The organism is Variovorax xiamenensis (genome assembly GCF_050916385.1).
Classification (GTDB): domain Bacteria; phylum Pseudomonadota; class Gammaproteobacteria; order Burkholderiales; family Burkholderiaceae_C; genus Variovorax.
In genome coordinates this window covers 1,620,343-1,632,371 of the sequence record NZ_CP139038.1, presented here as the reverse complement: position 1 = coordinate 1,632,371, position 12,029 = coordinate 1,620,343, and the positions used below count along the sequence as shown (strand labels likewise).

12 protein-coding genes are annotated in these 12,029 nt (G+C 64.5%); 3 read left to right on the top strand and 9 right to left on the bottom strand.

Going from position 1 to position 12,029, the window contains the following annotated elements:
• Positions 1–14 precede the first annotated feature (14 nt).
• From SFB74_RS06990 to SFB74_RS06965, 6 genes are read right to left on the bottom strand one after another with little or no spacing between them, the layout of a single operon-like run.
• The gene (locus SFB74_RS06990) at positions 15–563 is read right to left on the bottom strand and encodes a shikimate kinase (protein WP_432730047.1); all 549 of its coding nucleotides are present in this window, start codon (positions 561–563) and stop codon (positions 15–17) included.
• 23 nt (positions 564–586) lie between these two features.
• Entirely contained in the window at positions 587–2,743 is a 2,157-nt protein-coding gene (pilQ, locus tag SFB74_RS06985) for a type IV pilus secretin PilQ (protein ID WP_432730046.1), read from the bottom strand.
• Complete coding sequence (locus tag SFB74_RS06980) at positions 2,740–3,279, bottom strand: pilus assembly protein PilP (protein WP_432730045.1); 540 nt, start codon at positions 3,277–3,279, stop codon at positions 2,740–2,742. The genes pilQ and SFB74_RS06980 overlap by 4 nt, the downstream gene beginning before the upstream one ends.
• Entirely contained in the window at positions 3,276–3,953 is a 678-nt protein-coding gene (locus SFB74_RS06975) for a type 4a pilus biogenesis protein PilO (RefSeq protein ID WP_432730044.1), read from the bottom strand. The genes SFB74_RS06980 and SFB74_RS06975 overlap by 4 nt, the downstream gene beginning before the upstream one ends.
• 6 nt (positions 3,954–3,959) lie before the next feature.
• Complete coding sequence (locus tag SFB74_RS06970; RefSeq protein WP_432730043.1) at positions 3,960–4,580, bottom strand: PilN domain-containing protein; 621 nt, start codon at positions 4,578–4,580, stop codon at positions 3,960–3,962.
• Positions 4,577–5,656: a pilus assembly protein PilM gene (locus SFB74_RS06965; RefSeq protein ID WP_295986549.1), complete on the bottom strand. Its 1,080-nt coding sequence runs from the start codon at positions 5,654–5,656 to the stop codon at positions 4,577–4,579. Before SFB74_RS06965 ends, SFB74_RS06970 begins: the two co-directional genes overlap by 4 nt.
• Before the next feature lie 241 nt (positions 5,657–5,897).
• Here SFB74_RS06965 and SFB74_RS06960 point away from each other — a divergent pair, with 241 nt between their 5' ends.
• Positions 5,898–8,306 carry a penicillin-binding protein 1A gene (locus tag SFB74_RS06960; RefSeq protein ID WP_432730042.1) on the top strand — a complete coding sequence of 803 codons (2,409 nt, stop codon included), beginning with the start codon at positions 5,898–5,900 and terminating at the stop codon, positions 8,304–8,306.
• Positions 8,307–8,334: 28 nt separating this feature from the next.
• Here the strand turns inward: SFB74_RS06960 and cyaY are convergent, their stop codons facing one another.
• Positions 8,335–8,667, bottom strand: coding sequence for an iron donor protein CyaY (cyaY, locus tag SFB74_RS06955; protein ID WP_432730040.1), 333 nt, complete (start codon positions 8,665–8,667; stop codon positions 8,335–8,337).
• Positions 8,668–8,703: 36 nt separating this feature from the next.
• Here cyaY and lptM point away from each other — a divergent pair, with 36 nt between their 5' ends.
• The gene (gene lptM, locus SFB74_RS06950; RefSeq protein ID WP_432730039.1) at positions 8,704–8,973 is read left to right on the top strand and encodes an LPS translocon maturation chaperone LptM; all 270 of its coding nucleotides are present in this window, start codon (positions 8,704–8,706) and stop codon (positions 8,971–8,973) included.
• Positions 8,970–10,253 carry a diaminopimelate decarboxylase gene (lysA, locus tag SFB74_RS06945; protein WP_432730038.1) on the top strand — a complete coding sequence of 428 codons (1,284 nt, stop codon included), beginning with the start codon at positions 8,970–8,972 and terminating at the stop codon, positions 10,251–10,253. Before lptM ends, lysA begins: the two co-directional genes overlap by 4 nt.
• A gap of 6 nt (positions 10,254–10,259) precedes the next feature.
• Here the strand turns inward: lysA and SFB74_RS06940 are convergent, their stop codons facing one another.
• Positions 10,260–10,919, bottom strand: coding sequence for a sulfite oxidase heme-binding subunit YedZ (locus tag SFB74_RS06940; RefSeq protein ID WP_432730037.1), 660 nt, complete (start codon positions 10,917–10,919; stop codon positions 10,260–10,262).
• 28 nt (positions 10,920–10,947) lie between these two features.
• Positions 10,948–11,976, bottom strand: coding sequence for a protein-methionine-sulfoxide reductase catalytic subunit MsrP (gene msrP / locus SFB74_RS06935; RefSeq protein ID WP_432730036.1), 1,029 nt, complete (start codon positions 11,974–11,976; stop codon positions 10,948–10,950).
• Between the last annotated feature and the right edge of the window lie 53 nt (positions 11,977–12,029).

The following is a 12,029-nucleotide window of genomic DNA, read 5'->3' as shown; positions in this document are numbered from 1 at the left end:
CGGCGCGGGCAGGCTCAGGCGGGGGGCTCTTCGGGGTGGGCGCCCGGCTCGACGATGCCCGCCAACTCGAGCTGCATCACGATGATGTTCACCAGCATGGCGATCGTCGGGCGGCCGGTGTCGACCACGTCATGGGCGGTTTCCCGGTAGAACGGGTCGCGCGCATCGTGCAGCTCCCGTAGCCGCCCCAGCGGATCGGCCACCTGCAGCAGAGGACGCTTCACGTCGTGGCGCAGGCGTCGGAAGAGGTCTTCAGGAGAGGAGCGCAGATAGATCACGTGGAAGTGATCGTGCAGTTGCTTGCGGTTGGCTTCCCGGAGGACGGCTCCGCCGCCGGTCGCCAGCACGCCCTGGGCGTTGGCGGCCAGGTCGGCGATCACCGTCTGCTCGAGGTCGCGGAAGGCGATTTCGCCCTCTCGCTCGAAGTAATCGCGGATCGAGCAGCCTATGCGCTGCTCGATCACGTGGTCGGTATCTACGAAAGGAAGGTCCAGCCGCATCCCCAGGCGCCGGCCCACTGCGGATTTTCCGGCGCCGGGCAAGCCGACGAGTGCGACCGCCACGCGGTGGCTGCTACGCCCGCGCGTCAGCGCGCGGCGTTGCGGTCGGTAATCATCTTCGGGGTGATAAAGACGAGCATTTCAGTCTTGTTGGCAACGCGTTCGCGCTTGCGGAACAGTGCACCCAGATAGGGCACTTCACCCAGCACCGGCACGCGCGATTCGTCATTGGTTTCGGTGAGCTCGAAGATACCACCGATGACAACCGTGCCGCCGTTCTCGACCAGCACCTCGGTCTGCACGTGCTTGGTGTTGATTGCCGGGCCAGCCGAGGTATTCACGCCGCGGGCGTCCTTGCTCACGTCCAGCGTCAGGATGATGTTGCCTTCAGGCGTGATCTGCGGCGTGACTTCGAGCTTCAGCACCGCCTTGCGGAACGAGATCGAGGTGGCGCCGCTGGACGTGGCCTGCTGGTACGGGATTTCTTCCCCCTGCTCGATCAGCGCCTTGGTCTGGTCGGCAGTGATCACGCGGGGGCTGGACACCAGCTTGCCCTTGCCGTCGGCCTCGAGTGCAGAGATTTCGAGGTTCAGCATGCGCGAGAAACTCGAATTGAAGAGCGAGATCGCGAAGGTGCCTGCTGCGTTGCCGGTGCCGCCTGCGTCGCCTGCTGGGAGATTGATGAAGTTGGAGTTGGTCCAGGTGGTCGTGGCCGTGCTGGGACCGCCATTGGTACCTGGAGTGACGACCGGCATTACACCAACGTTGCCGTAGGCGCGATTACCGGCGGATGACGCAAAACGCTCGCCCGAAATACCGCCGCCCAGTCGCACGCCGAGTGATTTGCCGAAGGTATCTGACGCCTCGACGATGCGGGCCTCGATCAGCACCTGGCGAACGGGAACATCCAGCTTCTGGATCAATTCTGCCACCTGGGCCAAGCGGGAGGGCACGTCCGAGACAAACAGCTGATTGGTCCGCGACTCCGCGATAACGCTGCCGCGCTGACTTAGGATACGAGCTGCCGCACCTCCGCCGCCGCCGCCGCCGCCACCACCGGACGCTCCCGTACCAGTCAAGCCCTGCGCAATGGCAATCGCCTTGGTGTAGTTGAGCTGGAACGATTGAGTGCGCAGCGGCTCCAGATTCTCGATCGCGGCCTTGGCCTCGAACTCGAGCTTTTCCTTGGCGTTGATTTCATCCTTGGGCGCGATCCACAGCACGCTGCCGTTCTTGCGCATGCCCAGGTTCTTCGCCTGCATGATGATGTCCAGGGCCTGGTCCCAGGGCACGTCCTTAAGCCGCAGCGTCAGCGCGCCGGTTACCGAATCCGAGGTCACGATGTTGAAGTTCGTGAAGTCGGCGATCACCTGCAGCAGCGAGCGGATCTCGATGTTCTGGAAGTTGAGCGACAGCTTTTCGCCGTTGTAGCCAACACCCTGCGTCAGCTTGGTCGGATCGACCTTGCGGGCACGGACTTCGACCACGAACTGGTTTTCGCTCTGGTAGGCGCTGTGTTCCCAGTCGCCCTTGGCGTCGATCGTCATGCGCACACGGTCACCCGCCTGCTGCGAAGTGATCAGCTGGACTGGAGTGCCGAAGTCAGCTACGTCGAGGCGGCGACGGAGGCCTTCAGGCAGCGTCGACTTGGTGAACTCCACGACAAGGCTCTTGCCTTGCTGCTTGACATCCACACCCACCTGGTTGTTCGGAAGGTCGACGATGACCCGGCCCGTACTGTCGGAACCGAGGCGGAAGTCGACATCGCGCAGGGGCAGCGTGTCGCGGTTGCGGTTTTCGGCAAAGGTCGTGGAAACCGGCGCAGCGAGCGCAGCGCCAGCCACCGGCTCGAGCACCACCAGCAGCGACTTGCCCTGGATCTCGGCCTTGTACGCAGTCGCCTGCTTCAGGTTCAGCACCACACGGCTGCGTTCACCCGCCTGCACCACGTTCACCGAGCGCAGGTTGCCCTGGTTCACCTCGATGGCGGAGCGGCCGATGGCATTCGTGACACCGGGAAAGTCAAGCGCGATGCGTGCTGGCGTCTGGACGGCGAATCCGGCAGGGACCGCCGTGAGCGGCTGCGCAAGATCGATGCGGATCACTTCCGAGCCCGACTGGGTCGAACTGGTCACGGCCTCGATGGCGTTTTGCGCATGGGCCACGGCCAATGCACCGAAGGCCAGCAGACCCAGGCCGGCAGCGCGCAGCCACTGTGCCATCTTTGATTTCTTTTGGTTCATTTCGCACTCTCTTGCAGCTGCAGCGTCGCGACGCGTTCGATCCATTCACCGGCGGCGTCTTGCACGATTTCACGCAAGGCGATTTCGGTTTCGTTGATTCGGGTGATACGCCCGTAGTTGAGTCCCAGGTATTCGCCTACGCGCACCTTGTAGAGCAGCTTGTCCACACGCAGCAGCGCCACTGGCTGGCCGTTGCGGTTCATGCTGCCGACCATGGCCATCGAGTCGAGCGGGAAAGCCTCGAGCGCTTCCTTGCGACGCGCAAGTTCAGGCGCGATCAGCTCCGAGGTGCTCGGCTGATTCGATTCGCGGCGCAGCGCCTGCGTCAGCTTCAGGATGTTGAAAGGCTCGAAGGCCGAAGCCTCGGTATAGGCCTGCGGGGTGAACTTCTTGGGCTCGGAAATGGGCGGCACCGAGGGCTTCACCTGGGCGCGCTGCTCGGCCATCCAGCGTTGCAGGTCCTCCTGACCCGAATCGCAGGCGCTCAATGCCGACGCGGCAAGCGTCAGCCACAGTACTTTGGCGGCGATCTTCATTTCTTCGCCTTCGGTGCGGAGGCACGCTTCTGCGCGGCCCGCTCTTCGTCATCGAGATAGCGATAGGTGCGCGCGGTGGCGTCCATCGTCAGCACGTCCTTGTCTTTTTGCGGAGTGACGGAGATGTTGTTAAGCGTCACGATGCGCGACAAGCCCGCCACGTCGGCCGCGAAAGCACCCATGTCGTGGTAACGGCCAGTCACGCGAACGGCGATCGGGAGTTCGGCGTAGTAGTCCTTGACCGAAACCTGTCCCGGACGGAACAGCTCGAACTGAAGGCTGCGGCCAAGGCCTGCCTGGTTGATGTCCGACAACAGGGCATCCATTTCGGCCTTGCTGGGCAACTGCTTCTCGAGCAAGGTCACGTATTGCTGCACCTGCTCGCGCTGCTTCTTCAGCAACTCGAGGTTGGCAGCCTGCGCAACCTTCTTCTGGTAGTCCGCCTTGAGCGTGACTTCCTTGGCGCGTTCGCTTTCGAGTTCGTCGTTCGAATTTGTCAGCCAGACGAACCAGAGTGCGACCAGCACCAACGCCGTGACTGCAAGGCAGAGCGCATAGCGGGGCACCGAAGGCCATGCCGACGGATCGTTGGGATTGAGCCCGCGGAACTGGTCGCCGAAGCGCTGCAATGCAGCGGCGACGTCTATTTTCTGGGAGGGGCGATTGCTTGCCATGATCGGTTACCCCTTGGACTGCGCCGTTGCGGCCAGAGCCTTCTCAGCGGCGGCCTTCTGAGCATCGGTGGGGCGTTTCAGGCCAATACGCATCGTGAAGTTCGCCACGCGACGCTGGTCGCGCGGATTCAGGTTCACGTTCGCGGACGTGATTTCGACCAGCTCAGGCTTCACCAGCCAGGGGCTGTTGTTACCGAGGTTGCGCAGCAGTTCGGAGACCCGTTCGTTCGACTGAGCCATGCCTTGCAGCGTGACCGTCTGGTTTTCCTGCTTCATGTTGGTCAGGTAGACGCCGTCCGGCAGCTGGCGAACCAGTTCGTTGAGCAGGTGCACGGGCAGGTTGCGGTCGCCCTGCAGGTCTTCGACAGCCTGCTGGCGAGCGCGCAGCGCGGCAATTTCTTCCTGCAGCGTCGAGATTTCCTTGATCTCGACCTCGAGCTTCTTGATCTCGGCCTGCAGAAAGCTGTTTGTTGATCGCTGCGCCGAAATCTGGGCTTCGAACCAGAGGTAGCCCAGGCCGGCGATCAGGACGCCCAGGATTGCCGCGGCGCCCAAGGTGCCATAGAAAGCCTCGCGCCTGCGCTTGCGCGCAGCTTCGCGGTGCGGGAGCAGATTGATGAGGATCACTGCAGGAACCTCCGCATGGCCAGCCCGCACGAGGTCAGATAGGACGGCGCCTCGCGGCGGACCTTCTTCTCGCGAACGTTCGAGCTGATTTCCATCCCTTCGAAGGGATTCAGCAGGGAGCAGGCGAACGAGGTCTGCCGGGTCACCGCGTTGGTCAGGCCCGGAAGCGATGCCGATCCGCCGGCCAACAACACATAGTCGACGCGGTTGTGCGGCGTGCTGGTGAAGAAGAACTGGAGCGCACGAGCGATTTCCTGCGCAATGCTTTCAACGAAGGGCTTGAGCACGCCCGAGCCATAGTCATCGGGCAGGTCGCCGCTGCGCTTCTTCGCTTCGGCTTCCTCGGCGGAAAAGCCGTACTGACGCACGATCAGTTGCGTGAGCTGGGCACCGCCGAACGCCTGGTCGCGGTCGTACAGCACTTCCTGGTTGCGCAGCACCTGCATGCTGGTGGTGAAGGCGCCCACTTCGAAGAGCGCCACGATCGAATCGACGCCCTTGCCGGGCAGCTGCTCGATCAGGCGAGCGGTGGCCAGGCGCGAAGCGTAGGACTCGACATCGAGGATCATCGCCTTCAGGCCGGCCGCTTCGGCCAGGCCTTCGCGGTCCTGGACCTTTTCCTTGCGGGAGGCGGCGATCAGCACTTCGACGTCGCCAGCGGAGGTGGCGCTCGGCCCCGTCACGCAGAAGTCGAGGCTGACTTCGTCGAGCGAGAACGGGATGTATTGATTGGCTTCGGACTCGACCTGGATCTCGAGCTCCTGCTCGCTCATGCCGCCCGGAAGAATGATCTTCTTGGTGATCACGGCCGATGGCGGCAATGCCAGCGCCACGTTGCGGGTGCGGGTGCCGCTCTTGCGGATGACGCGGCGGACGGCTTCGGCCACCTCGTCGAACTTCTCGACGTTGCCGTCGGTGATCCAGCCACGTTCCAGGGGCTCGATGGCGCAGCGCTCCAGGACCAGCTTGCCGCTGGCCTCACGGCCGAGCTCGACCAGCTTGACGCTGGACGAACTTACGTCCAGCCCCAGCAGGGGAGCGTTCTGACGACGAAACAATGATCCAAGAGCAGCCAAGTTAGGTTCCTCTTCCCCTGTATTTGTAACCAATAGAAAAAATTGAATTCGGTTGCATGCTAGCAGCAGGCGTACCCGCAACCAAGCAACGCCGCAGGGCAAAACCCCGAAGCGTTGTCAAAACCTGACGTCAAAACCGCATTTTGTAACTTTTGAATTAGAGCAATGCAAGCCCCACAAAGATCGAATCGTGCGGAAGGGGCGGCTTTTTATAATGTCGGGTGACTCTGTGCGGCCCCTCATGCAAGAAACTTCCAGCCCCAAAGGGCCAGCCAAGAAATCCCCCTCCACGCGCCCGACCTGGCTGAAATGGTTGCTACGCCTTTTCTTCTGGGGCTTCGGCATCGCGCTGGCCGGGGTGCTGGCGGTGCTGTGCGTGGTGGCCGTGGCCCTCGCGGTCGCCTACCCGAACCTGCCTGACATCAGCGAACTCTCCGACTACCGGCCCAAGCTGCCGCTGAGGGTGTTCTCGGCCGAAGGCATCCTGATCGGCGAGTTCGGCGAGGAACGCCGCAACCTCACGCCGATCTCGGCCATTCCGAAAGTCGTGAAGGACGCAGTCCTGGCGGCCGAAGACGCGCGCTTCTACGACCACGGCGGCGTCGACTACAAGGGCATGGTGCGCGCGGGCCTGGCCAACATGAATCGCGTGAAGAGCCAGGGCGCGTCGACCATCACCATGCAGGTGGCGCGCAATGTCTACCTGAGCTCCGAGAAAACGCTCACCCGCAAGATCTACGAGGTGCTGCTCACCTTCAAGCTGGAGCACCTGCTCACCAAGGACCAGATCTTCGAGATCTACCTGAACCAGATCTACCTCGGCAACCGCGCCTACGGCTTCGCCGCGGCCTCCGAAGCCTACTTCGGCAAGCCCCTGCAGGAACTCACGATCGCGCAAGCCGCCATGCTGGCGGGCCTGCCCAAGGCGCCGGGCGCCAACAATCCGGTCAACAACCCGCAGCGCGCGCGCGGCCGCCAGTTCTACGTGATCGACCGCATGCAGGAGGCCGGCTTCATCACCGCCGAACAGGCCGCCGAAGCCAAGAAGGAAGAGCTGCACCTGCGCGACGCCGCGGACCCGAACCGCCTGCACGCCGAGTACGTTGCCGAAACCGTGCGCCAGTTGATGTATGCCCAGTACGGCGACAGCACCTATACGCGCGGTCTCAAGGTCTACACCTCGCTGGTCGCAGCCGATCAGGCAGCGGCCTACAAGTCGCTGCGCAAGGGCATCATGGATTACGAGCGCCGCCAGATCTATCGCGGCCCCGAGAAGTTCGTCGACCTGCCGAACGATTCCAAGGATCTCGACGAAGCAGTCGACGATGCGCTCAGCGACCACCCCGACAACGGCGACGTGATGGCCGCGGTGGTGCTCAAGGCCACGCCCAAGCAGATCGACGCGGTGCGCGGCAACGGCGACCCTGTACAGATCACCGGCGAAGGCCTCAAGCCCGCGCAGTCGGGACTCTCCGACAAGGCCCCGCCGAACATCAAGATCCGCCGTGGCGCGGTCATCCGCGTGGTGAAGACGCCGAAGAACACCTGGGAAATCACCCAGTTGCCGGAAGTCGAAGGCGCCTTCGTCGCCATGGACCCGCGTGACGGCGCCATCAAGGCGCTGGTCGGCGGGTTCGACTTCGGCAAGAACAAGTTCAACCACGTGACGCAGGCCTGGCGCCAGCCGGGTTCGAGCTTCAAACCGTTCATCTATTCCGCAGCGCTCGAGAAGGGCTTCACGCCCGCCACGGTCATCAACGACGGCCCGCTCTTCTTCGACGCCGGCACCACCGGCGGCCAGCCCTGGGAGCCGAAGAACTACGGCGGCGGCTACGACGGCCCGATGTCGATGCGCACCGCGCTGATGAAGTCGAAGAACCTCGTGTCGATTCGCATCCTGCAGTCCATCGGCACGCGCTATGCGCAGGAATGGATCACCAACTTCGGCTTCGACAAGGAAAAGCACCCGGCCTACCTGCCGATGGCGCTGGGCGCGGGCTCGGTCACGCCGATGCAGATGGCGGTGGGCTACTCGGTGTTCGCCAACGGCGGCTACCGCGTCAATCCGTACCTCGTCACGCGCATCACCGACCACAAGGACAAGATGCTGGTCGACAAGCAGCCGCCGCTGTTGAACGAGTCGCTGCGCGTCATTCCGCAGCGCAACGCCTTCATCATGGACACGCTGCTGAACTCCGTGGCCCGCGGCGGCACCGCCGCCAAGGCGCAGGCCATGCTCAAGCGCCCTGACCTCTACGGCAAGACCGGCACCACCAACGACTCGCTCGACGCATGGTTCGCCGGCTTCCAGCCCACCATGACGGCCATCTCGTGGATCGGCTACGACACGCCGCGCAACCTGGGCGACCGCGAAACCGGCGGTGGCCTGAGCCTGCCGATCTGGATCACCTACATGGAAACCGCCATCAAGGGCGTGCCGGTGACCGAGCTGTCGGCCAATCCGCCCTCGGGCATCGTGAACGTCGGCGGCGAGTGGTACTACGACGACTATGCGCCGGGCCGCGGCGTTGCAAGCCTTGGTGTGGAGTCCGCACCTGCGGCGCCGGCGGAAGCCCTGACAGGGGCTCCGGTGAGCCCCCCTGCCCCACCAGAGGAGCGCAACCGCATCCTCGACCTGTTCCGCAACTGACGGCGGGTGCGGCGGCGAAGAAGGAAGCTCAGGCGGCCGCGAAGCTCAGCGGCTGCCCGGCCTGCAGCGTCGCCTCGCGCGACAGGTTGCCGAAGAACTCCTCCCCGGTCTTGGTGTCCAGCCAGGCCTTGCCATCGTGCCGGTAGTGGTATCCGCCGGAGCGCGCGGCAAGCCAGATTTCCTGAAGGGGTTTCTGCAGGTTCACGATCAACTGGCTGCCGTTGCGGAATGAAATCGTGATCATCCCGCCGACCCTCTGGTTGTCGATGTCGGCATCGCTCGCTTCGTTGATGCGGTCGCAGCCCAGCTCGATGGCTGCAAGAGCGGCCTCGGCGCGATCCATGTACTCGGTGTCGGTCATTACAATTTCGGCATGTTGAACGTTCACCAAATTCTAGTGAGCACCCGCGCCCGCGCTGCGCTCATGGTCTGCCTCGCCGTGGGCACCGCCGGGCTTGTCGCCGGCTGCGGACAGCGCGGCGCGCTGTATCTGCCGACCGATCCGGCCTCCGCCGGGCGCGCCACCTTGCCGGAGCTCATGACGCCGGACAGCCTGCGCTCCTCATCTTCGCCGTCATCCAGCCAGGCGGCGCCGGCGCCAGCCGCTGCCGCCAGCGCACCGGCCGGCAACAGCAACAGCAACACCGGCACGGAGCAACGCAAGTGACCTCCGGCGCCACCATCTCCCTCCCCGGCCAGCCCCATATCGCCGAGCGCGACGGCACGCTGCACGTCGAAGGCGTCGCGCTCGATGCGCTGGCCCGCGAGCACGGTACCCCTCTCTTCGTCTACTCCAAGCAGTGGATGCTGGACGCCCTGGCGGCGTACCAGCGCGGCTTCGAGGGCCGAGATGCCCTCATCTGCTATGCGATGAAGGCCAATTCCTCGCTCGGCGTGCTGCGCGTGTTCGCCGAAGCCGGATGCGGCTTCGACATCGTCTCGGGCGGCGAACTGGCGCGCGTGCTGGCCGTCGGCGCCGATCCGAAGAAGATCATCTTCTCGGGCGTGGGCAAGACCCGCGCCGAGATGCGCCAGGCCCTCGCGGCCGGCATCGCCTGCTTCAACGTCGAGAGCGAAGCCGAGCTCGACGTGCTCAACGAAGTGGCGGTTGCCGAAGGCAAGCGTGCGCCGATCAGCATCCGCATCAATCCGAACGTCGATCCGAAGACGCACCCGTACATTTCCACCGGCCTGAAGGGCAACAAGTTCGGCATTGCGCACGACCGCGCTGTCGAGGCCTACAAGCATGCCGCGAGGCTGCCGGGGCTGGAGGTGGTGGGCATCGATTGCCACATCGGCTCGCAGATCACCGAAGCGTCGCCCTACCTCGACGCCTGCGATCGCGTGCTCGACCTGGTGGAGGCCATCGAGGCAGCGGGCGTGCCGATCCATCACCTGGACTTCGGCGGTGGCCTGGGCATCGACTACAACGGCGAAGTGCCGCCCAAGGCCGATTCGCTGTGGCAGCAGTTGCTCGCCAAGCTCGACGCGCGCGGCTTCGGCCAGCGCAAGCTGGTGATCGAGCCCGGCCGCTCGCTGGTCGGCAATGCCGGCGTGTGCCTGACCGAGGTGCTCTACACCAAGCCCGGCGAGGACAAGAACTTCTGCATCGTCGACGCGGCCATGAACGACCTGCCGCGTCCCGCGATGTACCAGGCCTTCCAGCGCATCGTGCCGGTGCGTGCCCGCGCGGGCAATGCCACGACCTACGACGTGGTCGGCCCGGTCTGCGAAAGCGGCGACTGGCTCGGCCGCGACCGCGCGCTCAACGTGCTGGCCGGTGATTTCCTGGCCGTGCTGTCGGCAGGTGCGTACTGCATGAGCATGTCCAGCAACTACAACACGCGCGGCCGTGCCGCCGAGGTGCTGGTGAGCGGCGCGAGCGCCAGGCTGATCCGCCGTCGCGAGACGATGGAAGACCAGCTGCGCAGCGAGATCGACGGCTGATGAGTCTCAGCCGGTGCGCAGCGGCTTCTCGCCGTTGCGCACTGCGCCTGCCGCCGGCTTCGCCTGCTTGCGCTTGCTCGCGAAATTCCACACGCGCCACGCGAGCAGCACCGCGATGATCGCGGCATAGACGAACACTTCCGCGAAGTTGTTCTTGCCCGCGCGCATCCAGAAGAAGTGCAGCAGGCCGAGCCCCGCGATCAGGTAGACCAGCTTGTGCAGCATCTGCCAGCGCTTGGCGCCCATCGCCTTGATCGCGCGATTGAACGAGGTGGCCGCCAGCGGCGTCAGCAGCACGAAGGCCGAGAAACCCACGAGGATGAACGGCCGCTTGGCGATGTCCTTCGCGATATCGCCCCACTCGAATCCCATGTCGAACCAGCTGTAGCACAGCAGGTGCAGCACCACGTAGAAGTACGCGAACAGGCCCAGCATGCGGCGGTAGCGCGCCAGCGCGTTCCACTTGCTCATCACGCGCAGCGGCGTCACCGCCAGCACGATGCAGATGAAGCGCAGCGTCCAGTCGCCGGTGGCGCGGATCAGGAACTCGGCAGGGTTGGCGCCCAGCCCGTCGGTGAACGCGCCATAGGCCAGCCGCGCGAACGGCAGCAGGCACAACAGGAAGATGACCGGCTTGGTCGCCGGATGCATGAGCAGCTTGTTCATGGGGCGATGACCGCGCGCAGGAGCCGGTTCAGTAGTTCTTCTTGAGATCCATGCCCGCGTAAAGCTGGCCGACCTGCGCTTCGTAGCCGTTGAACAGCTCGGTCTTGCGCCGCTTGGCGAACAGGCCGCCACCGTCGCCGATGCGGCGCTCGGTAGCCTGGCTCCAACGCGGATGGTCGACGTTGGGGTTCACATTCGAATAGAAGCCGTACTCGTTGGCCGCGGCCTTGTTCCAGGCGGTGCTCGGCTCCTTCTCGACGAAGCGGATCTTCACGATCGACTTGGCCGACTTGAAGCCGTACTTCCACGGCACCACCAGCCGCACCGGCGCGCCGTTCTGGTTGGGCAGCACCTCGCCGTACATGCCGAAGGCCAGCAGCGTGAGCGGATGCATCGCTTCGTCCATGCGCAGGCCCTCGGTGTAGGGCCAGTCGAGCACGCGCGAGCCCACGAAGGGCATGGTCTTCGGGTCGGCCAGCGTCACGAACTCGACGAACTTGGCGTTGCCCTGCGGCTCGACCTTCTTGATCAGCTCGGCCAGCGAATAGCCGACCCACGGAATCACCATCGACCAGCCCTCGACGCAGCGCAGGCGGTAGATGCGCTCTTCCTGCGCGCTGAGCTTCAGCAGGTCTTCGATGCCGTACTTGCCCGGCTTCTTGACTAGGCCTTCCACCTCCACGGTCCAGGGCCGCGTCTTCAGCGTGCCGGCGTTCTTGGCCGGATCGGCCTTGTCGGTGCCGAACTCGTAGAAGTTGTTGTAGGTGGAGGCGTCCTTGTAATCGGTGACCTTCTCCATCGAAATGGCGCCGGGCACCGCCGACTTGGCGCCGGGCAGCGGCGCGAGCTTGTTGGGGCGCTCGGCCTGCGCCAGGGCTTCGCGCGAGGCGAAGGCCGCCAGCGCGGCTCCGGCGGCACCTCCGGCCATGAGCTTCAGCATGTCGCGCCGGCCCTCGTAGACCTCGCGGGACGTGATCTCGCTGGACAGCGGATGGATGAAACCGTTGCCGCCGCTGTTGGTGCTGCTGCGGCGGACCGGACGGGAATGGAACGACATGACGGGCCTTTCGCGGAATCGTTGTGCTCAGGGTAGTTCGTGGCCAACCCTGA

Excerpts from the sequence above, each read along its gene's own strand:
- pilQ (WP_432730046.1), bottom strand. The coding sequence starts at position 2,743 with ATGAACCAAAAGAAATCAAAGATGGCACAGTGGCTGCGCGCTGCCGGC.
- SFB74_RS06980 (WP_432730045.1), bottom strand. The coding sequence starts at position 3,279 with ATGAAGATCGCCGCCAAAGTACTGTGGCTGACGCTTGCCGCGTCGGCA.
- SFB74_RS06975 (WP_432730044.1), bottom strand. The coding sequence starts at position 3,953 with ATGGCAAGCAATCGCCCCTCCCAGAAAATAGACGTCGCCGCTGCATTG.
- SFB74_RS06960 (WP_432730042.1), top strand. The coding sequence starts at position 5,898 with ATGCAAGAAACTTCCAGCCCCAAAGGGCCAGCCAAGAAATCCCCCTCC.
- cyaY (WP_432730040.1), bottom strand. The coding sequence starts at position 8,667 with ATGACCGACACCGAGTACATGGATCGCGCCGAGGCCGCTCTTGCAGCC.
- SFB74_RS06940 (WP_432730037.1), bottom strand. The coding sequence starts at position 10,919 with ATGAACAAGCTGCTCATGCATCCGGCGACCAAGCCGGTCATCTTCCTG.
- msrP (WP_432730036.1), bottom strand. The coding sequence starts at position 11,976 with ATGTCGTTCCATTCCCGTCCGGTCCGCCGCAGCAGCACCAACAGCGGC.